Annotated in this window: 24 protein-coding genes; 23 read left to right on the top strand and 1 reads right to left on the bottom strand. The window is 63.3% G+C overall.

Translation table 11 applies throughout. The features are described 5' to 3' along the window. The first annotated feature begins 26 nt into the window (after window positions 1-26). The 8 genes from ftsZ (at window position 27) to dnaE (ending at window position 8896) form a co-directional block, all read left to right on the top strand. Window positions 27-1280 (top strand): cell division protein FtsZ, encoded by a 1254-nt coding sequence (gene ftsZ, locus HMPREF1478_RS09685; protein ID WP_016461889.1) that lies wholly within the window; start codon window positions 27-29, stop codon window positions 1278-1280. Beyond that, window positions 1280-2038, top strand: a complete 759-nt coding sequence (locus HMPREF1478_RS09680; RefSeq protein ID WP_016461888.1) for a purine nucleoside phosphorylase YfiH/LACC1 family protein — start codon at window positions 1280-1282, stop codon at window positions 2036-2038. The genes ftsZ and HMPREF1478_RS09680 overlap by 1 nt, the downstream gene beginning before the upstream one ends. A 177-nt stretch (window positions 2039-2215) precedes the next feature. Beyond that, complete coding sequence (locus HMPREF1478_RS09675) at window positions 2216-2668, top strand: cell division protein SepF (protein ID WP_016461887.1); 453 nt, start codon at window positions 2216-2218, stop codon at window positions 2666-2668. 8 nt (window positions 2669-2676) lie between these two features. Then, on the top strand, window positions 2677-2988 hold the full coding sequence (locus HMPREF1478_RS09670) for a YggT family protein (RefSeq protein ID WP_016461886.1): 312 nt from the start codon (window positions 2677-2679) through the stop codon (window positions 2986-2988). Between the two features lie 172 nt (window positions 2989-3160). Continuing rightward, window positions 3161-3739: a DivIVA domain-containing protein gene (locus HMPREF1478_RS09665; protein ID WP_016461885.1), complete on the top strand. Its 579-nt coding sequence runs from the start codon at window positions 3161-3163 to the stop codon at window positions 3737-3739. Window positions 3740-3807: 68 nt separating this feature from the next. Beyond that, window positions 3808-4311, top strand: coding sequence for a signal peptidase II (gene lspA, locus HMPREF1478_RS09660; RefSeq protein ID WP_016461884.1), 504 nt, complete (start codon window positions 3808-3810; stop codon window positions 4309-4311). A gap of 8 nt (window positions 4312-4319) precedes the next feature. Beyond that, the gene (locus HMPREF1478_RS09655; protein WP_034475686.1) at window positions 4320-5225 is read left to right on the top strand and encodes an RluA family pseudouridine synthase; all 906 of its coding nucleotides are present in this window, start codon (window positions 4320-4322) and stop codon (window positions 5223-5225) included. Window positions 5226-5353: 128 nt separating this feature from the next. Next, entirely contained in the window at window positions 5354-8896 is a 3543-nt protein-coding gene (dnaE, locus tag HMPREF1478_RS09650; protein WP_016461882.1) for a DNA polymerase III subunit alpha, read from the top strand. Between the two features lie 54 nt (window positions 8897-8950). On the opposite strand, the gene HMPREF1478_RS09645 is transcribed toward dnaE, so the two are convergent. Further along, window positions 8951-9181, bottom strand: coding sequence for an RNA-binding S4 domain-containing protein (locus tag HMPREF1478_RS09645; protein ID WP_016461881.1), 231 nt, complete (start codon window positions 9179-9181; stop codon window positions 8951-8953). A 94-nt stretch (window positions 9182-9275) separates the two neighbouring features. On the opposite strand from HMPREF1478_RS09645, the gene HMPREF1478_RS09640 reads away from it, so the two are divergent. From HMPREF1478_RS09640 to HMPREF1478_RS09570, 15 genes are all read left to right on the top strand, one after another. Next, window positions 9276-9923 carry a hypothetical protein gene (locus HMPREF1478_RS09640; protein WP_016461880.1) on the top strand — a complete coding sequence of 216 codons (648 nt, stop codon included), beginning with the start codon at window positions 9276-9278 and terminating at the stop codon, window positions 9921-9923. Next, complete coding sequence (locus HMPREF1478_RS09635; protein ID WP_016461879.1) at window positions 9920-10645, top strand: HisA/HisF-related TIM barrel protein; 726 nt, start codon at window positions 9920-9922, stop codon at window positions 10643-10645. The genes HMPREF1478_RS09640 and HMPREF1478_RS09635 overlap by 4 nt, the downstream gene beginning before the upstream one ends. Further along, window positions 10642-11409 (top strand): SseB family protein, encoded by a 768-nt coding sequence (locus HMPREF1478_RS09630; RefSeq protein ID WP_016461878.1) that lies wholly within the window; start codon window positions 10642-10644, stop codon window positions 11407-11409. The genes HMPREF1478_RS09635 and HMPREF1478_RS09630 overlap by 4 nt, the downstream gene beginning before the upstream one ends. 273 nt (window positions 11410-11682) lie before the next feature. After that, window positions 11683-12348: a translation initiation factor IF-3 gene (gene infC / locus HMPREF1478_RS09625; RefSeq protein ID WP_081445781.1), complete on the top strand. Its 666-nt coding sequence runs from the start codon at window positions 11683-11685 to the stop codon at window positions 12346-12348. Window positions 12349-12384: 36 nt separating this feature from the next. Continuing rightward, on the top strand, window positions 12385-12579 hold the full coding sequence (gene rpmI / locus HMPREF1478_RS09620) for a 50S ribosomal protein L35 (RefSeq protein ID WP_005871559.1): 195 nt from the start codon (window positions 12385-12387) through the stop codon (window positions 12577-12579). 27 nt (window positions 12580-12606) lie between these two features. Beyond that, window positions 12607-12987 (top strand): 50S ribosomal protein L20, encoded by a 381-nt coding sequence (rplT, locus tag HMPREF1478_RS09615; protein ID WP_007587751.1) that lies wholly within the window; start codon window positions 12607-12609, stop codon window positions 12985-12987. 3 nt (window positions 12988-12990) lie between these two features. Beyond that, entirely contained in the window at window positions 12991-13839 is an 849-nt protein-coding gene (locus tag HMPREF1478_RS09610) for a TrmH family RNA methyltransferase (protein WP_016461877.1), read from the top strand. Between the two features lie 46 nt (window positions 13840-13885). Continuing rightward, entirely contained in the window at window positions 13886-14881 is a 996-nt protein-coding gene (gene thiL, locus HMPREF1478_RS09605) for a thiamine-phosphate kinase (RefSeq protein ID WP_016461876.1), read from the top strand. A gap of 79 nt (window positions 14882-14960) precedes the next feature. Beyond that, entirely contained in the window at window positions 14961-15146 is a 186-nt protein-coding gene (locus tag HMPREF1478_RS09600; RefSeq protein ID WP_016461875.1) for a hypothetical protein, read from the top strand. 184 nt (window positions 15147-15330) lie between these two features. Beyond that, on the top strand, window positions 15331-16467 hold the full coding sequence (locus tag HMPREF1478_RS09595; RefSeq protein ID WP_016461874.1) for a zinc ribbon domain-containing protein: 1137 nt from the start codon (window positions 15331-15333) through the stop codon (window positions 16465-16467). Window positions 16468-16661: 194 nt separating this feature from the next. Continuing rightward, complete coding sequence (locus HMPREF1478_RS09590) at window positions 16662-17792, top strand: hypothetical protein (protein ID WP_016461873.1); 1131 nt, start codon at window positions 16662-16664, stop codon at window positions 17790-17792. Between the two features lie 115 nt (window positions 17793-17907). Beyond that, window positions 17908-18618: a hypothetical protein gene (locus HMPREF1478_RS09585; RefSeq protein ID WP_016461872.1), complete on the top strand. Its 711-nt coding sequence runs from the start codon at window positions 17908-17910 to the stop codon at window positions 18616-18618. Window positions 18619-18752: 134 nt separating this feature from the next. Next, window positions 18753-19856, top strand: coding sequence for a hypothetical protein (locus HMPREF1478_RS09580; RefSeq protein ID WP_016461871.1), 1104 nt, complete (start codon window positions 18753-18755; stop codon window positions 19854-19856). Window positions 19857-20112: 256 nt separating this feature from the next. After that, window positions 20113-21264, top strand: a complete 1152-nt coding sequence (locus tag HMPREF1478_RS09575) for a hypothetical protein (RefSeq protein ID WP_016461870.1) — start codon at window positions 20113-20115, stop codon at window positions 21262-21264. A gap of 138 nt (window positions 21265-21402) precedes the next feature. Further along, window positions 21403-22047, top strand: a complete 645-nt coding sequence (locus HMPREF1478_RS09570; protein ID WP_016461869.1) for a TetR/AcrR family transcriptional regulator — start codon at window positions 21403-21405, stop codon at window positions 22045-22047. The last annotated feature ends 119 nt before the right edge of the window (window positions 22048-22166 follow it).

Below are 22166 nucleotides of genomic sequence, written 5' to 3'. Positions count from 1 at the left end.
GAGGGTCTGATGCAAGGGAGACATCCATGGCGACACCGCAAAACCACCTGGCAGTGATCAAGGTCGTCGGCGTCGGCGGCGGCGGAGTCAACGCCGTGAACCGAATGATCGAGGTCGGCCTCAAGGGCGTTGAGTTCATCGCGGTCAACACTGACGCGCAGGCTCTGCTCATGTCTGACGCTGAGACGAAGCTCGACATTGGCCGTGAACTGACGCACGGCCTCGGCGCCGGAGCGGACCCCGCGGTCGGCCGTAAGGCTGCCGAGGATCATATCGAGGAGATCACTGCTGCGCTCGAGGGTGCGGACATGGTCTTCGTGACCGCAGGTGAGGGCGGTGGCACCGGTACGGGTGCGGCCCCTGTTGTCGCCAAGATCGCTCGCGATGCGGGTGCGCTCACCGTCGGCGTTGTGACTCGCCCCTTCTCCTTCGAGGGTAACCGCCGTGCGGCTCAGGCTGAGGGTGGCGTGACGACCCTGCGCGAAGAGGTCGACACTCTGATCGTCATCCCGAACGACCGTCTTCTGGAAATCTCCGACGCGAACATCTCCGTGCTCGACGCCTTCCGCGCGGCCGACCAGGTCCTCCTGTCGGGCGTTCAGGGCATCACTGAGCTGATCACGACCCCGGGTCTGATCAACGTGGACTTCAACGACGTCAAGTCGGTCATGAAGGATGCGGGCTCGGCGCTCATGGGTATCGGCGCTGCGACCGGCGAAGATCGTGCCCTGCGCGCTGTTGAGAGCGCGATTTCCTCGCCGCTGCTCGAGGCTTCGATCGACGGTGCGCACGGCGTCCTTATGTTCTTCCAGGGTGGCTCGGACCTCAGCCTGCAGGAGGTCTTCGCCTCCTCGCAGCTTGTGCGTGAAGCCGCCCACCCCGAGGCGAACATCATCTTCGGTAACGTCATCGATGATGCTCTCGGTGATGAGATTCGTGTCACGGTTATCGCCGCTGGCTTCGACGATGTGGCCGACACCCAGATGTCGCGTCCTTCTGCCGCGCGCGTTGCAGCTCCCGTCGCTCAGCAGCGTCCCGCTGCCCCCGAGGCAAAGGCTCCCGCCGCTGAGACGACCCGCATTAGCCAGGTGTCGACCCGTCGCCCTCAGCATCGTGCGGACGTCGCTGCTCCGGTGCGCGAGGTGGCCCCGGCTCCCGTCGAGGCGCCCGCCGCAGTGGAGTACGAGGAGTCTGAGTCCGAGCACTCCTTCGAGGTGCCTCGCGTCTACCCTGAGGCCCCCGAGAAGGAAGAGCTGGACATTCCGCCCTTCCTGCGCTGATGACTGACAAAATCTGGGCCGGTGCCCGGGTCCACCTCACCGAGGTGGACCCGGGCACCGGTGCGCTATGTGGCAATGTTGGATTGCATGTGGGTGATGATCCCTCCCTCGTGCACGAACGTCGGCGCGCGCTTGCGGCCGCGTTGGGGCGTGATGTTGTCTGGATGGATCAAACTCACTCGACTCGTGTCGAGCTCCTGCGGGTACGCGGCGGCGTGCCCTGGAGCGTGGATAGCGAGCATGCGCTTGATCGGCCAGCTGCGGGGGAGTGGGGTCCCGTCGATGCGGACGGCATTGTCATCGATGCCCGCGGCTGCTCGGATGCGCCTGCTCTCGCCGTGCAGACCGCTGACTGTCTGCCCGTTGTCTTCTCTGCCGCGTCCGGGCAGGTCGTCGCCGCTGTTCACGCGGGCAGGCGCGGGCTCCTCGGAGGGATACTCGCGCGCGCCGCTCAGCGCATACGTGCCCTCGTTGATGGTCCTCTTGACGCGCTCATTGGTCCGGCTATCTGTGGACGCTGCTACGAGGTCCCCGCAGACATGGCCGCGGCGAGTGAGGGGCTGATGCCTGGGATTCGTGGGCGCACGTCGTGGGGAACCCCGGCCCTCGATCTTCCGCACGCTGCCGCCGCATCTCTGACGGACCTGGGTGTTCGGGTCGACATCGATGAACGGTGCACGCTCGAAGACTCTGGTCTGTTCTCCTATCGCGCCGACCCCTCATGCGGTCGTCAGGCGCTCATTATCATTCCCGCGTGACGTTCACGCATGCCTCGTCGGTGTGTCATCGCCGTGCCGTGGCGAGCTCCGGCCTCGTCGGTAGATGGCTCGTGATGAGTCTCGCCGGCTGCCTCCTCGCGACGCGCCGAGCTGGGTGCGGGTTGATGCCCTCGGGGAACTGTAGCTTGTGGCTATGCATCGGCTGAAGGAGGAACAATGAGCGAGTCGTTCGGTGCACGCGCACGTAAGTTCATGGGCTGGTACTCACCCGAGGAGCCCATCGATGAATTCGAAGAATTCGATGAGGTGGAAGAGGTGGCACCCGTGGCCGACATTACTCCTGTGTCCCGTCCGACCCTGACGAGCATTCGTCGCGAAGAGCCCGTCGAGGATCTCACGCGTATCGTGACGATCCACCCGACTGCTTACTCTGATGCCGTCACGATCGGCGAGGCGTTTCGCGATGGCACGCCCGTCATCATCAACCTCACCGACATGGGTGAGGAAGAGGCCCGTCGTCTCGTCGACTTTGCTGCCGGTCTGACCTTCGGCCTGCACGGTGTGATCGAGCGCGTGACGAACCGTGTCTTCCTCCTGTCCCCGGCCTCGGTCGAGGTGCAGGGTGATAACACGTCGGGACGCCGCGGTTCCCTCTACAACCAGGGCTGAGAATCTTCGTGATCGTCCTCGGCTGGTTCGGGTGGGGACTGAGTGTCCTCATCAACCTGTACATGATGGTGCTGTTTGCGCGCGTCATTCTGGACTGGGTTCAGTTTTTCGCGCGCGGATGGCGTCCCAGCGGAATTTTGCTTGTCGCTGCGAATGCGCTGTACGCGTTGACCGACCCTCCGATCCGTTGGATTGGCCGCTTTATTCCGCCCCTGCGCATCGGCGGCGGGATGGCGATTGATGTCGGTTTCATGGTGTTATTCCTGGTCCTTATCGTTGCGCAGCGCTTGGCGAATGTTCTCTACTTCATGAGCCTGTAGCCATCAAATCTCGAGATGAGAGGCCCCACAAAATTGGACCTCTTCTCGTGATGGATGTTGCTAGTGTGACAATTTCAGTTATTATTTTCGTGACGTGATAGCGGGCGGCCTTCCCGGTCGTCCAGGCGTGCGGGTTCCGCGCGTCCAATCGAAACGACCGAGAGGCGAAGAAATGGCCCTGCTCACTACCGAGGATGTCCTCAACAAGAAGTTCCAGTACGTCAAGTTCCGCGAGGGTTACGACCAGGACGAGGTTGATGAGTTCCTCGATGAGGTTGTCTCCACCATCTACTCCCTGCAGATGGAGAACCAGGATCTGAAGGAGAAGCTCGAGGCTGCGGAGCGTCGCGTTGCCGAGCTGTCCAACTCCGACTTCACCCCCGCCGAGACCCCCGCCCCCGTTGCGGCTCCGGCCGTCGAGACCCCGGCTCCCGCCGCTGCCCTCACCGGCCCGCAGGATGCGGAGTCTGCCACCTCGATGCTGGCTCTCGCTCAGCGCGTCCACGACGAGTACGTGCGCGACGGCGAAGAGCAGAGCGCGAAGATCATCGCCGAGGCCAACGCCGAGCGCGAGAAGATCATCGCCGACGCTCAGAAGCAGAAGGACTCGCTGCTCTCCCAGCTCGATCAGGAGCGCGAGCTGCTCGAGAACAAGATCAACGGTCTGCGTACCTTCGAGGCCGAGTACCGCACGAACCTGCGCAGCCACCTCGAGACCCTCCTCAACGAGGTCGGCAACGGCGAGAACTGATCGCAATCGCTTTTCGGCGGCGGTGCACTTCGTGGTGCGCCGCCGCCGCTCGTTTAAGATAGGGAACCATGGCTGACTCCTCCCACCCGATCCGCACTCGTTCGACGTGGATCTACGCGGGCCTCGTGTTCGCGGCCGCGATTATCACTGACCAGGCGTCGAAGCTGTGGGCGCGCACCGCCCTTGACGGCTCGGATACGATTCCCGTGATCGGGCAGTGGCTTTCGCTCAGGCTCGTTCATAACTCGGGTGCCGCGTTCTCGTTCGCGGCTGGGAAGACCTGGATTCTCACGATTTTCACCGTCGTCGTCATCGGTGTGCTTGCGGTGCTCGCTCGCCGTGTGCACCGCGCTTCGACGCTGCTGGCGATCGCGCTGCTGGCGGGTGGAGCCGTCGGAAACCTCATTGACAGGCTGACGGCTGAGCCCGGCTTCGGCATCGGCCACGTCACCGACTTCATCGCCTACGGCACCTGGTTCGTCGGCAACGTCGCCGATATCTGGATCGTCCTGGGAGCGCCGCTGCTCGCGCTCGCGCTCTCGCGAGAACCCTCGAAGGAGGAGTCGCAGTGAGCTCACGCATGCTGCCCGTGCCCGATGCGCTGGTGGGTGAGCGGGTCGACGCCGCGCTGGCCCGCATGCTCGGGCTGTCGCGCTCGCGCTGCGCGGAGTTGGCGGGGGAGGGGCACGTTCTCATTAATGGCGTTGCTGCGGGGAAATCGGATCGCCTCGGAGCCCTCGACATCATCGAGGTGACGATCCCGGAACCCGAGAATAAGCCGACCCCGGTCACCGACATGACGATTCTGTACGACGACGAGGACATCGTCGTCGTCGATAAGCCGGTCGGTGTCGCCGCGCATACCGGACCGGGGTGGGAAGGCCCCACGGTCCTGGGCAACCTGGAGGCCGCGGGATACCGCATCACGAGCTATGGCCCTCCCGAGCGCCAGGGGATCGTTCACCGCCTCGACGTGGGCACGTCGGGTGCGATGATGGTCGCCAAGTCCGAGCTCGCTTACACGGTCATGAAGCGGGCCTTCAAGGAACGCACGATCGAGAAGGTGTACCACGCGGTTGTGGCCGGGCACCTGGACCCGGCCTCGGGCACGATCGATGCCCCGATTGGGCGTCATCCGTCGCGCGAGTGGCGCATGGCTGTGATCGACGGCGGTAAGCGCGCGGTCACTCACTACGACACGCTTGAGCTCATGGCGGGCGCGCAGCTCACCGAGGTGCACCTCGAGACGGGACGTACCCACCAGATCCGTGTGCACATGGCGGCTGTTGGGCATCCGTGCGTGGGTGATACCTTCTACGGCGCCGACCCCACGCAGGCGGAGCGCCTGGGACTCACGCGTCAGTGGCTGCACGCCGTGCGCCTCGGGTTCGCGCACCCGCGTACGGGGATGCCGATGAGCGTGTCCAGCCCGTACCCGGCCGATCTCGAGGCCGCGCTTGAGGAACTGCGGCACCCCCACGACTGACCCGTCGGGGCTGGGGGAGTGCTCGGCAGCCCGGCCCCGTCGCGGCCGGGTGACGCCGTGAGATGAACGACCGCGTGACGCGGGGCGTCCGTCGGCCTCGCGCGCGCCTCGGACAGTAGAATCGACGCATGGCTGATTCCTTCGTGCACCTTCACAATCACTCCGAGTACTCGATGCTCGATGGAGCGGCGAAGACGAAAGCGATGGCGGAGGAGGCTGCGCGCCTCGGGCAGCCTGCGATTGGCCTGACGGATCACGGTTACCTGTTCGGTGCCTTCGATTTCTACACGAACTGCAAGAACGCTGGCGTGAAGCCGATCATCGGTCTCGAGGCCTACGTGACGCCGGGAACCTCGCGTTTCGATCGTCAGAAGGTTTTGTGGGGCGAGCCGTGGCAGCGCGCCGACGACGTGAGCGCGGGCGGCTCGTACAACCACCTGACCCTCGTCGCCTATAACACGACGGGCATGCATAACCTGTTCCGCCTGGGGTCCTACGCCTCGACGGACGGTCAGTTCGGTAAGTGGCCGCGCGCGGATAAGGAGCTGCTCAATCAGTTCCACGAGGGCCTCATTGTGTTCACGGGCTGTCCCTCGGGTGCCGTGCAGACGCGCCTGCGCCTGGGGCAGTGGGACGAGGCCGTGGCTGAGGCGGCGGAGCTGCGCGATATTTTCGGGGCGGAGAACTTCTATGTCGAGGTCATGGACCACGGTATCGACATCGAGCGGCGCACTCACCAGCAGGTCCTCGAGATCGCCAAGCTTATGAACGCGCCCCTGGTGGCCACGAACGACGCGCACTACGTCAAGCGCGATGATCGCAAGATCCAGGACGCGCTCCTGTGCATCAACTCCGGTTCGCGCATCAACGATCCTGATCGCTTCAAGTTCGACGGCGACGGCTACTACATCCGTTCCTCGGACGAGATGCGTTCGCTGTGGAGTGAGCTGCCCGGTGCCTGCGACTCGACCCTCGAGATCGCCGAGCGCTGCGACGTGCATTTCACGACCACGAAGGAGGGTGCGAACTACATGCCCGACTTCCCGGTCCCAGAGGGGGAGGATAAGACCTCGTGGTTCATCAAGGAGGTCGAACGAGGCCTGCGTGACCGCTTCCCGAACGGCATTCCTGACGCCGTGCGCAAGCAAGCCCAGTACGAGGAAGACGTCATTATTTCGATGGGCTTCCCCGGATACTTCCTGACCGTCGCCGACTACATCAACTGGGCGAAGTCGCAGGGTATCCGCGTGGGCCCGGGGCGTGGTTCGGGTGCTGGATCGATGGTCGCCTACGCCATGAAGATCACCGAGCTGAACCCCCTCGATCACGGCCTGATTTTCGAGCGATTCCTCAACCCTGAGCGAATCTCGATGCCTGACTTCGACGTCGACTTCGACGAACGTAGGCGCGACGAGGTCATCGCCTACGTGAAGCGCAAGTACGGCGAGGACCGCATCAGCCAGGTCGTCACCTACGGCACGATTAAGACCAAGCAGGCCCTGAAGGACTCCGCGCGCATTCTGGGCAAGGACTTCAAGGTCGGCGAGCAGCTCACCAAGGCTCTGCCCCCGGCGATCATGGGCAAGGACATCACGGTCCACGGCATCTTCGATGAGAAGGACAAGCGCTACGCCGAGGCCTCGGAGTTCCGTAAGTTCTACGAGGAGAACCCCGACACGCACGAGGTCGTCCAGTACGCGCTCGGCCTGGAGGGGCTGACGCGACAGTGGGGCGTGCACGCGTGTGCGGTCATCATGAGCTCCCACACGCTCACCGACATCATCCCGATCATGAAGCGCCCGCAGGACGGTGCGATCATCACGCAGTTCGACTACCCGACGTGCGAGACGCTGGGCCTGCTCAAGATGGACTTCCTGGGCCTGCGTAACCTCACGGTTGTGTCGGATGCGCTGGAGAACATCGCGCTCAACGGCAAGCCGGACCCGGACCTCGATCACCTGGCCTTCGACGACAAGAAGACGTATGAGCTTCTGGGACGAGGCGAGACCCTCGGCGTCTTCCAGCTTGATGGTGGTGGCATGCGCGACCTCCTCAAGCTCATGAAGCCCGACAACTTCGAAGACATCTCCGCCGTCGGCGCCCTGTATCGCCCCGGCCCGATGGGCGCGAACTCGCACACGAACTACGCGCTGCGTAAGAACGGGCGTCAGGAGATTACTCCTATCCACCCGGAGCTGGAAGAACCGCTCAAGGACATCCTGGGTACGACCTTCGGTCTGATCGTGTACCAGGAGCAGGTCATGCAGATCGCCCAGAAGCTGGCGGGGTACTCGCTGGGCCAGGCAGACATTCTGCGTAAGGCGATGGGTAAGAAGAAGAAGGAGGTCCTGGACCAGCAGTTCAAGGGCTTCCGCCAGGGCATGATCGATAACGGCTACTCCGAGGAGTCGATTAAGGCCCTGTGGGACGTCGTCGTTCCCTTCTCCGCGTACGCCTTCAACAAGGCGCACTCGGCGGCCTATGGCCTCGTGTCCTACTGGACGGCGTTCCTGAAGGCGAACTACCCGACGGAGTACATGGCGGCCCTGTTGACCTCAACGAAGGACAACAAGGATCGTCGTGCGCTCTACCTGGCGGAGTGCCGCCACATGGACATCACGGTGCTGCCTCCCGACGTGAATGCGTCGATGGGTAACTTCGCGCCTGACGGTGAGGCGATCCGCTTCGGTCTGAATGCGATCCAGAATGTTGGTGGCCCGGTCGTCGATGCGATCGTGGAGACTCGTGCCGAGAAGGGACGTTTCTCCTCGTTCCAGGATTTCCTGGACAAGGTGCCCCAGGTGGTGTGCAACAAGCGCACGATCCAGTCCCTCATCCGCGCGGGCGCGTTCGACTCGATGGGTCACACGCGTCGCGCCCTCCTCGCGCGCTGCGACGAGGCCGTGGACGCGATCATCGACGTCAAGCGAAACGAGGCGATCGGGCAGTTCGACCTCTTTGGTGCGCTCGGGGAGGACGAAGACTCAGGCTCGGGCCTGACGATCGACATCCCGGACCTGCCCGAGTTCGACCGAAAGACGAAGCTGGCGGCCGAGCGCGAGATGCTGGGCCTGTACGTCTCGGACCACCCGCTGCGCGGCGTGGAGGCAGCGCTGGCTCGTCACCAGGACTACGAGATCGCCCAAGTCGTCGGCTCCGATGGGGCGATGGCGGATCGCATCGTGAAGATCGCGGGCCTCGTGTCGGGTGTGACGACGAAGGTGACGAAGCAGGGCAACGCGTGGGCGATTGCGACGATCGAGGACCTGTCAGGTTCGGTGGACGTGCTCTTCTTCCCGCGTTCCTACGAGTCGATCCAGACCTACCTCGCGCAGGACATCATCGTCCAAATCGAGGGCAAGGTGAACGTGCGTGAGGAGGGCATGACCATCTATGGCCAGTCGATGACCCTCCTGGATCTGTCGGGTGGGGCTGACCTGCCGCTCGATCTGCGTCTGCCGGCCGCGCGGTGTACGCCCGAGCTCCTCACCGACCTGCGTGGCGTCCTCGAGTCCTACCCGGGTGGATCCCCGGTGCGCCTGCACCTGACGGAACCGGGACGCACGACGATTGTCGAGCTGGATCCGAAGCTGCGCGTCGAGCAGACGAGCGCCTTCTTCAGCCATATCAAGGCTGTCGTCGGCGCGGGTGGGGTCGTGACCTCGTCCTGAAACGATACGAGCCGGGCCCCGATGGGACTCGGCTCGCGTCGAAAGCTGCGGCGGTTAGGAGGCGGAACCGACGATCGCGGCGGCCCGGCCCCAGGGGGCATCAACCTCGACGAGGTCACCGACGCTGAGGTGGTGGCCGCGGCGAGTCTCCACCTCGCCGTTGACGGTCACGTCGCCGGCCTGGATGAGCTCGCGGGCCTGGGCGCCGTCCTCGGCGAGGGAAGCGAGCTTGACGAATTGGCCGAGTTTGATCTCCCCGCGAACGGGGATCGTCGGGGTACTCATGGCGGGGTCCTTTCGCTGAGGGGAGAGCGCATCACGCGCGCGCTCGTGGATCAACAGTATCCTTGGAGAGAGACACACAGTATAAGGAGGAGCGGTGAGCGCTCACAACGACGATATCGATGCGGAGTTCCAGTCGCTGGTTGCATCGCTGGGTGCATCGCCCACCGCTGGCGATTCCCTGCCGCCCCTCGACCCGGACGATACGCCCGTCGACGAGTCCTTGCACTTGGATGGCGGCCGCCTGTCGGTTGCCCTCGTGCTCGCCCCGATTTCCTATCCGGAGGCGCTGCATTCGCTGCTCGCGTTGTCGGGTGTGCGCGAGCCGATCGTCCGTCTCAAGCCCTGGACTGCCGTCTGGCTGCGTGTTGAGACGACTCCGACCGACGAGGAAGAACTCGATGCCCTGCTCACCGGCCAGCGCCCGATGCCCGACGCCGTGGACCGAGTCGCCCGCGCGGTGTCGAACCTGTCGAAGTACGGGGCCGTGGCCCTCATGAGTTGGCTCGTGGAGGGTGACGGCGTGGAACCGGGCGTCTCGGGTCGCATTTCCGCTCAGCGATATGTGGGTGGCGAGCCTGAGGAAACGATTCCCGCAGGTCTTCTGCTCGGTGCGATGCCCGCGGCGACGGAGGACCTGCTGCTCGGTCGTACGACGCCGGCTGACTACAAGGATTCCGTGGCCGCCGACGGCAGCTGTCAGGGTGGCGGCCCCTTCGGCTGGTTCCGACGCAAGCAATCATGACGGTTCTTCAGCTGCTGCCCGCGATCGACGTGACGGGCGGGCAGGCCGTGCGTCTGTCCTCGGGGTCAGTCGATGCAGGGTCCTGGGGGAGTCCGCTCGATGTTGCCCGCTCGTTTCACGAGGCCGGGGCCCGTTGGGTGCATCTCGTGGACCTCGATCTGGCGTTTGGTCGCGGTGAGAACTCTGAGCTCCTCGCGCGAGTCATCCATGAGGTTCCTGTGCGCGTCGAACTGTCGGGAGGCATCACGAACCGCGGTGCCATCGAGGCTGGATTAGCGATGGGACCCGAGCGCGTCAATATCGCGACGCAGGCTCTTGGCGACATCGATACCGTGTGCGAAGCAATTGATACCTACGGCGAGCGCGTCGCTGTCTGCCTGGACGTGCGCGGCGATCGCCTGGCCGCGCGCGGAGGTAGCGGCGAGGGCGGAAACGTCTGGGAGGCACTGCACACCTTGAACGAGGCGGGGGTAGCCCGACTGGTCGTCACCGACGTGACGCGAGATGGCCAGATGAATGGCTCGAACAGGGACCTGCTGGCCCGGGTCGCGGACCGCACTCCCGCCCGCATCATCGCCTCCGGTGGCGTGAACTCCCTGGACGATATCGAGGCGCTGCGCGTTCTTGGCATCGAGGGTGCGATTGTCGGAAAGGCCCTGTACCAGGGCGCATTTACTCTGGCCGACGCGTTGGATGTTGCCGGATACGAGGAGCAGTCATGACCCCCACGCAGCCTTCCCTCACGGAGGAACAGAAGAATCGACTGGCGCAGCGCCTGTCGATGATGAGCCACGACCGCGCGGACGTCGGTCAGGGGCTTCCTCGTACCACCCGCGCGCTCGCGCTGGGGCTGGGGAGCGACGTGGGGGCGGCGAGGCTTGAGGAGCTCGTTGACGCGCTCGTTTTCGAACGCGTCATCGTTCCTATCGATGTCGAACCCGACCCGCGCGTGACGGGTGTTCACGCCGGAGAAAACGGGCACAACCCGATCGACTTCGTGCGCGCGCAAACCCCCGCGGGGGAGGCGCTCGCCATCTATTCGTCGGCCGAGGCCCTGTCTGCCCACCGCCCCGGTGACCGCCCGATGGCCCTGGACTTCCGCACGATCGGGCTCACGGCCCTCGTTGAGACGGGTGGGCGCATTGTCGTCAACCCGGGCACTGATGCCGTGCTGCTGCCGCGCCCCGCCGTCGCCGCCCTCGCGCAGGGGGATGAGTGGCTACCGGCCTGGCGTGATGAGGCCCTGCGTGAGCTTCTGCTTGCCGAGGCCAGCGCTGCGTGCCCCGCCATCGTCGATGTTGAGATCGCCTACGCGGGCGACGGACTCACGCGCGTGCTCGTGTCCGTGGACCGCGCGTCTTACGCCCAGGGGGCCGATGCCTCGGCAATGAAAGAAAGCCTGTCGGCCGCCCTGAACGCCCTGGGATCGAACCCTCGCCTCATCGCCTCGGCGGACCGAGTCGAGATCACGCCCGTCCTGCGCTGAGACTGCTCAGCGAGCGCCCACCGGAGCGTGAGGCGCGCAATGATCGCTGATCTGGCGTTCTCGCGCTATTTCTGGTAGAGTAACTACGATCGTCTGGGCGAGAGCCCGGAACGCAAGCGGAGAAATCCCACCTGGATACCCGCCTCTCGCACGAGAGGATGCCGCCCGCAGGGGCGATGCGCAGGGGATCGGGTTCGGCGGTCGACACCCGTGCGTGTTGACCCTATGGAAGCCTCCGTGCGCGTCGCGTAACGGAGGCTTTTCGTTTCGCGCATAAGGATTCTGTGGAAGGAGCCGCTCATCAGCGAGACTCGCATCAATGAGCGTATTCGAGTCCCCGAGGTTCGCCTTGTGGGACCCGGAGGTGAACAGGTCGGCGTTGTCCGAGTTGAGGACGCGCTGCGTCTGGCCGAGGAGGCCGGACTTGACCTGGTTGAGGTTGCGCCGAACGCTAAGCCGCCCGTCGCAAAGCTCATGGATTACGGCAAGTACAAGTACGAAGCCGCCCAGAAGGCCCGCGATGCTCGCCGCAACCAGGCGAACACGCAGCTGAAGGAAATCCGCTTTCGACTGAAGATCGACGATCATGACTTCGGCGTCAAGAAGGGCCACGTGGAGCGCTTCCTGTCCGCTGGCGACAAGGTCAAGGTCATGATCATGTTCCGCGGTCGAGAGCAGTCTCGCCCCGAGGCTGGCGTTCGCCTCCTGCAGCGCCTCGCCGAGGAGATTGGTGACCTTGCCACCGTCGAGTCGATGCCCCGTCAGGACGGGCGCAACATGACGATGGTGCTGGCCCCCACCAAGCGCAAGGCTGACGCCCTGACCGAACAGCGCAAGCGCCGCGAGGCCGAGCGCGCTGAGCGCCGGGGCAAGCGCGCGGAGCGCGCCAGCAAGGACCAGGCCCGAGTGGCAGCCGACAAGGCTGACGAACAGGACTGACGGCGATACCCATCGCCTCACAACGAAGGAATAGAAATGCCGAAGAACAAGACTCATTCCGGTGCTAAGAAGCGCTTCCGCACGACCGGCTCGGGCAAGATCATGCGCGAGCAGGCCGGCGCCCGCCACCTGCTGGAGCACAAGTCCAGCCGCAAGACCCGTCGTCTGGCGACCGACCAGGTCCTGGAGACCGCTGACGTCAAGCGCGTCAAGCGTCTGCTGGGCAAGTGAGCTCGAGTTAGAGGAGAACAGTAGAAAATGGCACGTGTTAAGCGTTCTGTCAACGCCAAGAAGAAGCGTCGTACCGTACTCGAGCAGGCCTCCGGTTACCGCGGCCAGCGCTCGCGCATGTACCGCAAGGCCAAGGAGCAGGTCACTCACTCCTTCGTCTACTCCTACCGCGACCGCAAGGCCAAGAAGGGCGACTTCCGTCGTCTGTGGATCCAGCGCATCAACGCTGCGTCCCGCGCCCAGGGCCTGACCTACAACCGCCTGATCCAGGGCCTGAACCTGGCCGGCGTCGAGGTCGACCGTCGCATGCTGGCCGAGCTGGCCGTCAACGACATCAATGCGTTCAACGCCCTCGTGAAGGTCGCCAAGGACGCGCTGCCCGCCGACATCAACGCCCCCAAGGCCTGATAGGTGAGCTCTTCCGCCGAGCGCCTGACCGTTCTCGATAATCCCCGCGCCGATCGCGTGCGCAGGGTGTCGGGTCTGGTCGGGCGCTCGGCGCGTTCGCGTTCGGGTCTGATGCTCGTCGAGGGCCCACAGGCTGTTCGCGAACTTGTTACGCACCGCGGTGAGTGCGTGCGTGACGTGTATGTGCGGCAGGACGCGTGGGAGAACCACGCGGATGTCGTGGACGCCGCGCGGCGCGTGACGCGCTGGGTGCATCCCGTGACCGCCGAGGTCTCAGCGGCTCTGTCGGGTGACTCCCAGGGAATCTGCGCGGTTGCTTCGATGGATGCGCTCTCTCGCGAGCTGCCCGAGCCGAGCGTGGGTGAGACGATCGTCGTGCTCGCCCAGGGGCGCGATCCCGGCAACGTCGGCACGATCATCCGCACAGCCGATGCGTTTGGCGCGGTTGGCGTCGTCGCCGTTGCGGGCACGGTGGATGCCGCGAGTCCGAAGGTCGTCCGGTCGAGCGCCGGCTCCGTTTTCCACATTCCGGTGTGCCAGGTCGCGTCCTTCGCGGATGCTCGCGCGCTCATTCACGGTCGCAGTGCGGCCCTCTTAGGCACCAGTGGCGGCGCGGGTTCGCTGAGTCTGTCCGACCTCCTCGTGCAGGGGGTCTCGGCTCGTTCTCGCCTGTCGCAGTCCCACGCATGGGCGTTCGGCAACGAGGCGCGAGGCCTGTCGGGGGACGAGATGCGCCTGTGCGACGCGCTCGTGTCGATACCGATGAGCGGCGACGCGGAGTCCCTGAACGTGGCCAGCGCGGCCGCGACCTGCCTGTTCGCCTCCCAGACGGTGCGAGGCCGCCAGAGCTGACCGGCCCTTGCAGCGCAGTGACGCGCACGCGACTAGGCTGGGTCTCATGAAGTTAGGTGACCTGTCCGAGGCCCAGTTGGTGTCTCATTTCCGCGAGTCTTTTCCGCGCGGCGATCGCACGATCATTGGTATCGGCGACGATTGTGCCCAGGTGGCAGCTCCCGAAGGATCCTTCATTGTGACGACGGACGTCATGGTGGAGGACCAGCATTTCCACCTTTCGTGGTCGACCGGGTACGAGGTTGGTGCGCGCGTCGCCGCCCAGAATCTCGCGGATATTGACGCAATGGGTGGACGTCCCTCGGCGCTCGTCGCATCGGTGGTCGCGCCTCGTGACATGGACGCCGACGTGTTCCTTGACGTTGTCCGAGGCCTGGGGGACCGCGCACGGGAGGCTGGAGCGGGCGTCGTCGGCGGGGACCTGAGCGCGGGGGAGAAGCTCGTCATTTCGATCACGGCCTTCGGCTATTGCCCGGGGCCGGTGGTACGACGTGACGGCGCGCGCCCCGGTGACGTCATCGCGGTGAGTGGTACTCTCGGCTACTCCTACGCCGGGCTCGATCTGCTCGAAGGGGGACACGTTGATCCGTCCGCCCGAGGCGTCGAGCAGCTGGGTGAGCTCGCTCCCTTCGTCGACACGTACCGCGCACCGTCGCCCCCTCTTGGGTCGGGCGTCGCGGCCGCGGCTGTGGGTGCGCAGGCCATGATGGACCTGTCGGATGGGCCCGCCACGGACGCCGCGCGCATCGCCAAGGCCTCGGGAGTCGTTATTGAGTTCGATCGGCCAGCGATCGAGCAAGAGGCCTGGCGTCTGCAAACTCCGGCTCGCATCTGCCAAGCAGATCCCGTGTGGTGGGTGCTCCAGGGGGGAGAGGAACACGGCATGATCGCTGCGTTCCCGCCAGACGTCGCGCTGCCGGAAGGATTCCGAGCGATCGGTCGAGCTCGCTCATGCGAGTCGGGCGAGGATCCCTGCGCGATGTTCGATGGCGAGGTCCTGCGCGGGGCGTGGGACCATTTCCAGGCTGATTCCGTAGACTAGTGTGATGTGGACCGCTGAGTAACTGGGGCGCGGAATGCTTGCATGCTCAGCACAGGAAAGCAAGAGGAAGAGCGTGAGGATGAACCGAACGACCGAAGGCTACGAGGCCTCGTCTCAACCGATGTCGCGCGTGGCGCGCAAGCTCGCGGAGTCGTCGGAGGAGATACCGGCGACCGCCGGCCTATCCCTCCCAGCGCTGGCGGGCGACGCATGCGTGCCGCCGACGAAGGCACTGCCCGTCGTCGAGGCTGACGCCGACGCCTGACAGCCTGCTTGATGTGCCGTGTCCGTCCGCTGTGGGTGGGCACGGCGCATCCGTCATGTGATCGCTCTTTGACTATGGGCATTTGTGGCGTGATACTGAGCACGCCTGAATGGCCGATTGTCCGGGCATACGAGGTGTGCTGCTGGCTCGGTCATGGATTGTCAATGGGTGTGAGGAGCACATGATGGGCACTGAGAATAATGAACCGATGGATGCGCCGATTCCGGTTCCACAGGCGGGGCATGCGGGAGTGAATCCTTCGGTCTCTGGCGGCGGTGGCGTTGCTTTCACGCCGATGTCTCCGGCGAGTAAGAAACGCATCAAACTGATCGGGATCCTCGTCGGTGTTCTCGCTGTGCTGGTGATCGCTGGCGTGATTGGGGTCAAGGTGGCCAATAGTTCGCGCACCCCCGAGGCGCAGGTGCGTCAGTATCTGGATCTGCTGGCGGCAGGCAATGCCAGCGCCGCAACTGCGATGGTCGACCCGGGCATAGCCAATGACGAGCGCGTGTTTTTGACGGACTCGGTGATGTCGTCAGCTCAGTCGCTACTGGTTGTTGAGGACATCAGCGCTGGCGTTGACGAGAACGACGGAAAGAGGGGCGAGTCTGATACGCGTACGGTGACCGCGACCATGCAGGTCAACGGTGAGCGTTTCGTTCACGAGTTCACGGTGACGAAAGCGAAGCCCACGATGGGCGTTCTGGACAACTGGCAGGTCAAGGATGCTCTGGTATCCAAGGTGAGCGTCGACGCCCGCGGGTACAACCAATTCACCGTCGGCGACGTGAGTGCCGACGCCCATCGGACGGGCCAGGACGGCGACGATGCGACCTTCCTCTTCTACCCGGGCGTCTACACGTTCACACCGGTTGCACCGAGCGAGTATGCCGAATCCAACCCGGAAACCGTGTCGATCCTCGGTGATACGTGGAGCGGAGACGGTACCTCTGTCTCTCTGACAGCCACCTACAACACTAAGCTCACGGCGGCAGCGCTCGATGCTGGCAAGGAGGTCGTCGACTCGTGCGCGTCCATCCCGGGCAACCAGAACTCGGTGTGTCCCTTCGCAATTCAGAGCGATGCGGTCACCGCGGTCTCCGGTGCCATGCCGAAGGCCCTCGGGCCGGTATCTCCGGATCAGCCGACATTCTTCCGGGCTGCTGTCACCTTCACGGCAACGTACTCGAACAAGTACTACATGGAGGGTACTCGCGACGTTGAAGCCAAGATAGAGATCGTCGCGCAGCTGGATGACAACGATGTGCTCATTCTGGATAAGGATGGGAAGCCCGACTTCTCGGTAGGTTTTACGCGCTAACGCGCACACCTCGTGAGCTTCCTGCGCCGTGTCCGTCCGCTGTGGGTGGGCACGGCGCATCCGTCATGTGATCGCTCTTTGACTATGGGCATTTGTGGCGTGATACTGAGCACGCCTGAATGGCCGATTGTCCGGGCATACGAGGTGTGCTGCTGGCTCGGTCATGGATTGTCAATGGGTGTGAGGAGCACATGATGGGCACTGAGAAAAATGAACCGATGGACGCGCCGATTCCGGCTCCCCCAGCAACCCCAGCGGGGCGTGACCAGTCGACGCGCAATGAGGCGGCCGTTGCTTCAGCTCCCACGCCTGGCCGGGGCAAGAAGCGCGCGATGGCGATGGGGATTGTGATCGGTGTCCTCCTCGTCCTGGTGGTCGCTGGCGTGGTCGCGATCAAGGTGGCCAATAGTTCGCGCACCCCCGAGGCGCAGGTGCGTGCGTATTTGGACTTGTTGGCGGCGGGCAATGCCAGCGCCGCAACTGCGATGGTCGACCCGGGCGTTGCGAACGATCAGCGAACCTTCCTCACTGACGGTGTCATGGCCTCGGCTCAGTCTCGCTTGGTCATCGAAGATGTCGTTGCCGATAGGAATGATGAGTCGAGTACGCGTTCGGTGACCGCGACCATGCAGGTCAACGGTGAGCGTTTCACGCACCAGTTCACCGTGACGAAAGCGAAGCCCACGATGGGTGTTCTGGACAACTGGCAGGTCAAGGATGCTCTGGTCACCCAGGTGAGCGTCGATGCTCAGGGATACGCCCAATTCACCGTCGGTGACGAAAGTGCCGATGCTCCGAAGAAGCAGGTTACCGGGGAGGGCGCGACCTTTTTCTTCTACCCGGGCGTGTACACGTTCACGCCGGTCGCGCCGAGTGAGTACGTCGATTCAACTCCTGTGACCGTTGCCGTGCTCGATGTCGTCCATCGTACGAATACCGACGGCGATGCGAGCGATGTGTCCCTGCTGGCCACCTACAACAATAATCTGAAGGACGCGGCGCTCGAGGCCGGCACGAAGATCGTTGACTCGTGCGCATCTATCCCGGGCAATCAGAACTCCGTGTGTCCCTTTGCGATTCAGAGCGATGCGCTCACCGCGATCTCGGTGAAAACGATGCCCACATCCATGGAGCCGCTGAAGACAGACCCGGGAGCTTTCCAAGGGCACGTCACCTTCACAGCGACGTACTCGAATAAGTACTACATGGAGGGGACTCGCGACGTGGATACCGTGCTGATTCTCGATGTGCAGTTCGACAGTGACGGGCTCCTGAAGCTCGATCAGGACGGCAAGCCTGACTTTAGGGTGTCCTTCGCCCGCTAGTGAGAGGCCTTGAGGTGCCGCGACGCTCATGGGACAATTGCAGAGTTTGCAACCGTTGAGTCTTGCGCTCTCTGAGAGGCGCAAATCGGCGACAATGGCACAGTGAGGAGAACCGATGGAATCGTACGGCGCCAACGTCGGCCACAGGATGAGTGCCCCGCCTCCCGCCATGTCGGAGGCGCAACGGAGGCGCGATAACAAGGTGTGGGTGATCGCTATGGTTGTGGTCGGCCTGCTCGTCCTCGGCGTTGTTCACCTGATGGATATGCCTCGCACAAACCCCGAGGACACCGTGCGGCAGTACTTGACCTACCTCGCCGATGGGGACGCAGAATCAGCGCTTGGGATGCTCACGAGGCCGATGACAGATCGCGAGAAGCGTTTCCTGACGAATGATGTCTTGTCGGCCTCGGACTCTCGTATCGCCATTGAATCGGTCGAAAGCCTGACCAGTAAATGGAGCGTGGTCTCCCGCGCGACGGTACGGGCGACGATGAGCGTGAACGGCGAGCGTATCACCCATGATTTCACCGTCTATCACCATAAGCCGACGAAGGACCGTCCGGAGGAGTGGTACTTGTTCGACGATCTGTTGGTGCACGTGGCCGTGACGGGTGATGGAGTCCCCGGATTTAGCGTGACCGGTGATTCCGCGGGCGTCGAGCCGCTGTCGACAGGTTGGCAGGAATACTACTTCTTCCCCGGTGTCTACACCCTGACGCCCGAAGGTCGACGTGATGGAGGCACTGTCGACCCCCAGACGGTCGTCGCCATTGATGGGACAGGCACCTCCGCCACCGAAAACACGACGGTGCGCTTCAACTAACTGACTGTCGGAGGCCATCGAGGTCGTCTCCGCTTTGGAAGGACACACAGCCCGCAGCGTTTCTTTGTGCGAGAGACAGTGATGACGTACGCTAACCCTACGAAGTAGTTACCGAGCATGTAGGGGCGTTCTCAATGCAGAGAAAGAAGGCCGTGCCGCAGTTTGGCGTGCCGGGTGCCGTATCCGGTGGTGGACCCAACCGCGGGACCGCCGGAGAGTTGTTTGCTGCATACCGGGCGATGGAACCCAAACGACGCAAGAAGGTGAAGATATTTCTCGGAATTGTTGCGCTCTTCGCCCTCAGTTTCGCTCTCACTCCCTTCGTATGGGTGATCGAGCGCGTCGAAGGGACCCCCGATGGTGAGGTGCGTCGATATCTCAGCTACCTAGCCGAGGGGGATGCAGCGGGCGCGCTCGCGATGGTCGACCCTGGCATTCCGAACGAACAACGTCTCTTTCTCACGAATGAGGTGTTGACGGCAGCCTCATCTCGGATTGTCGTTGAATCGGTCAGCAAACCGACCTATTCCACTGGTGGTATCAACACGAAGGAAGTAACGGCAACGCTACGCCTGAACGGTGATCGTTTTACCCATACCTTTTCGGTGGAGCGACGGAATAAGGAGGAGGGAGACTCGTCCGTGTGGAAGATACGCGATGGCCTCTTCGTCAAGGTTCCCGTCTCAGGAGTGCGCGTGCCGTCCTTTAGCGTCGGGGGTGTTTCAGCGAGAGTCGGATCGCCTGACGCTGCCCCAGTCGAATATCTATTTTTTCCGGGTGTCTACACCTTTCAGCCGGAAGGTCTTGGGCCGTACGTGAATGCCCAGGCTACGCAGGTAGTTGTGGAGAACGGGGCGTATGCCTCGACCTATGAAACGACATCGGTGTCCCTGGATGGCCAGCTGACGAGCGCGCTCAGGAAGGATGTCTTGAGTGCTGTGCAGAAAGAGGTCGAGGATTGTGCGACGTTGGGCAAGAACATGCACCCCTCGTGCCCATCAGAGTTGCGTACGTCGGCGGTGACCGCCATTGAGCTACTGAATGTACCGCAGGTGCTGACCAGTGCTACCGAGGACGGGAAATATGAGGCCGAAGATGCTGTCTTCCGTTACCAGGATGGCTCCTCCCACGACCTGACGGTCCGAGTGGAGGCAGCGGTTGTCATGGGCGCAGATGGTGTTCCCGAGGTTGACATCGATGGGAAGCCGAACGTCACAGTGACCATGCGAAAGCGGTGAATCGGCCGCCGAGGTTGCGATGATTCGAAGAGTCCCATGCCCGAGCTTGCGGGCGTGAATGGGACGTCTCTGTCTCGCACATCGCCCCTCCGCGGAGGGGGAATGATGCGTGTCCACCACGTGCCCGCACGCTGATTATTCGGTTGATGAAATAAATACCGTGTGAGAAAATTTAGCGCCTTTGATGTGGTTTCCGGCGTGAGCATGACCGTCTCAGGGGTATTCCATCAGTGCGGACAAGAGCGAGGAGCGAGCAGTGGCTCAGGAGCAGTACGACGCGAATCAGGGAGCGGTGCCCCCAATCCCGGACCCCTCGGACAACCTGACTCCTCCTCCTGCCCCTGCCAACCCCCAGGATGCCACCGCGCAGGCGCCCGTCGTGCCCCAGACGGGCGAGACGTTCACCCCGATGTCGGAGAAAAGCGGCGGTCGCATCAAGCGCATCGTCGTGGGCGTTGTGGCCCTCATCGTCCTCGTGGTTGTCGGAACCGTCGCCCTGACGATCGCGAACTGGACAAGCACACCCGAGGCGCAAGTGCGCAAGTACCTTGATTTGCTCGCGGACGGTAAGGCAAGCGCTGCGACGGCGATGGTCGATCACGGTCTGCCCAATGACCAGCGCGTATTCCTCTCTGACCGGGTCATGGCCTCGGCGAGCGCCCGTATCGAGGTCGAGGACGTGACTGTCGATGATGCTGAATGTGCGGAGGAGTGTGTCGTGACGGCGACGATGCGCCTTGATGGCGAACGCTTCACCCGTTCCTTCCGTGTGAGCCAGGCGAAGAAGATGTTTGGCCTGCTGACGAACTGGAAGATCGAGAACGCGATGGTTGATCGGGTCACGGTGGAGCCAAGAAAGATCACGCATTTCTCGATCGGTGGTGAAAAGATGTCGGTCGCGACGCTGACGGAATCCTCCAGTGGCTCCATCGTGCTGTACCCGGGCGTCTACACAATCACCCCGGAGGAGACGGGCGAGTATATTGACGCTGAGCCCCAGACGGTGTTGGTTAGAGCTATCGAGGACTTTGACAGCACGCGCACCGGCACAAGGGTGTACCTGGAGGGTGTCTACAACGACAAGGTGGCTACCGCCGCGCTCGAGGCTGCGGTTGCTCTGGCGAACTCATGCGCGACCGACTCTGGCCGTACTGACACCGCCTGCCCGGGTGCGATTAGTTCTCGGCCACTGTCCTTCCTGGAGCTCAAGACGATACCCACGACCGTGAAGCTCGGGGATGACGGTGTGTACGTCGCCGAGCCGACGTACACGATCCAGGGCACCTTGAGCGGGTCGAAGCGGTATGACATGACGTTTCGCGTGACCGCGAAGCTGAAGACCGATAAGGACGGAATCCCCGAGTTGGACGCGTTGGGCAAGCCCCAGTTCGATGTTCGATTCGGATAGTAAGGCCTCGAATGAGGCTATCGACGCGCCGGGTATGCGGACTCGGCGAAAGAAGTTCGCATACCCGGTGTCGTAGCGGCGGTTGCGCGCTATGATGGGTTTTTGGTAACCCTGTCACACCGAATCTGGAGCAGCCGCATGAGCAATGAGGCCCAGGCAATGAAGACGCGCAAGCCCGGTCGACCGAAGGCCGGCAGTGAGGATAAAAAGGCGCGTATCCTCGCGGAGGCGTTGATCCTTTTCTCCACGCGTGGTTTTGTTGCGACGTCGCTGGCGGATATTGCGCGCGCAGCCGATATTTCCAAGGCTGGCCTGTTGCATCACTACGCGTCGAAGGATCAGCTCCTCGCGGCTGTCCTTGATGAGCGTGATCGTCGGATTGTTAGTCGTCTTCCGCGCGCTGAGGAGGGTGCGGAGGCCGCGCTTGATGCGTGGGTGGATATGGTTGCGCATAACCAACGTCATCCCGATGGTGTCGCCCTGTACACGGCGATGTCGGCTGCTGTGATCGATGCGCAGCATCAGGCTCATCCGTGGTTCCGTCATCATCTGCTCGATGCTATTCGCTACCTGATTGATGCGATTGAGCACGGCAAGGTGCGTGGTGAGGTTCGCGCCGATGCACCCAGTGAGCAGATCGCACGGAAACTTGTTGCGCTCTCCGATGGTCTTCAGGTGCAGTGGTTGTGTTCGCGCGCGGATGGTGGGCGCGAATTCAATATGCACGAGGTGATGGCTGGTGTGGTTGACGACGTGAAGGTACGCTGGCTCATTCGTTCGTGAACGAGGCCAGGGAGCCTCCGCACAGGAGGCGCCGTGTTGTGAAAAGCAGCACAGATGATGAGGGTTTGCGGCTGTTTTTTGCGAGTTGGGGCTTAGGTCCCTTGTTGCGCGTATTATGG

The sequence above is a fragment of the Actinomyces sp. HPA0247 genome (assembly GCA_000411415.1).
Classification (GTDB): domain Bacteria; phylum Actinomycetota; class Actinomycetes; order Actinomycetales; family Actinomycetaceae; genus Pauljensenia.
The sequence above is the reverse complement of the archived record's forward strand: the minus strand, read 5'-3'. Positions and strand labels throughout refer to the sequence as shown.

Excerpts from the sequence above, each read along its gene's own strand:
- ftsZ (WP_016461889.1), top strand. The coding sequence starts at position 27 with ATGGCGACACCGCAAAACCACCTGGCAGTGATCAAGGTCGTCGGCGTC.
- rpmI (WP_005871559.1), top strand. The coding sequence starts at position 12,385 with ATGCCGAAGAACAAGACTCATTCCGGTGCTAAGAAGCGCTTCCGCACG.
- HMPREF1478_RS09630 (WP_016461878.1), top strand. The coding sequence starts at position 10,642 with ATGACCCCCACGCAGCCTTCCCTCACGGAGGAACAGAAGAATCGACTG.
- rplT (WP_007587751.1), top strand. The coding sequence starts at position 12,607 with ATGGCACGTGTTAAGCGTTCTGTCAACGCCAAGAAGAAGCGTCGTACC.
- HMPREF1478_RS09680 (WP_016461888.1), top strand. The coding sequence starts at position 1,280 with ATGACTGACAAAATCTGGGCCGGTGCCCGGGTCCACCTCACCGAGGTG.
- dnaE (WP_016461882.1), top strand. The coding sequence starts at position 5,354 with ATGGCTGATTCCTTCGTGCACCTTCACAATCACTCCGAGTACTCGATG.
- HMPREF1478_RS09570 (WP_016461869.1), top strand. The coding sequence starts at position 21,403 with ATGAGCAATGAGGCCCAGGCAATGAAGACGCGCAAGCCCGGTCGACCG.
- HMPREF1478_RS09675 (WP_016461887.1), top strand. The coding sequence starts at position 2,216 with ATGAGCGAGTCGTTCGGTGCACGCGCACGTAAGTTCATGGGCTGGTAC.
- HMPREF1478_RS09600 (WP_016461875.1), top strand. The coding sequence starts at position 14,961 with ATGAACCGAACGACCGAAGGCTACGAGGCCTCGTCTCAACCGATGTCG.
- HMPREF1478_RS09595 (WP_016461874.1), top strand. The coding sequence starts at position 15,331 with ATGGGCACTGAGAATAATGAACCGATGGATGCGCCGATTCCGGTTCCA.
- HMPREF1478_RS09655 (WP_034475686.1), top strand. The coding sequence starts at position 4,320 with ATGCTGCCCGTGCCCGATGCGCTGGTGGGTGAGCGGGTCGACGCCGCG.
- HMPREF1478_RS09585 (WP_016461872.1), top strand. The coding sequence starts at position 17,908 with ATGGAATCGTACGGCGCCAACGTCGGCCACAGGATGAGTGCCCCGCCT.
- thiL (WP_016461876.1), top strand. The coding sequence starts at position 13,886 with ATGAAGTTAGGTGACCTGTCCGAGGCCCAGTTGGTGTCTCATTTCCGC.
- lspA (WP_016461884.1), top strand. The coding sequence starts at position 3,808 with ATGGCTGACTCCTCCCACCCGATCCGCACTCGTTCGACGTGGATCTAC.
- HMPREF1478_RS09645 (WP_016461881.1), bottom strand. The coding sequence starts at position 9,181 with ATGAGTACCCCGACGATCCCCGTTCGCGGGGAGATCAAACTCGGCCAA.
- HMPREF1478_RS09580 (WP_016461871.1), top strand. The coding sequence starts at position 18,753 with ATGCAGAGAAAGAAGGCCGTGCCGCAGTTTGGCGTGCCGGGTGCCGTA.
- HMPREF1478_RS09590 (WP_016461873.1), top strand. The coding sequence starts at position 16,662 with ATGGGCACTGAGAAAAATGAACCGATGGACGCGCCGATTCCGGCTCCC.
- HMPREF1478_RS09665 (WP_016461885.1), top strand. The coding sequence starts at position 3,161 with ATGGCCCTGCTCACTACCGAGGATGTCCTCAACAAGAAGTTCCAGTAC.
- HMPREF1478_RS09635 (WP_016461879.1), top strand. The coding sequence starts at position 9,920 with ATGACGGTTCTTCAGCTGCTGCCCGCGATCGACGTGACGGGCGGGCAG.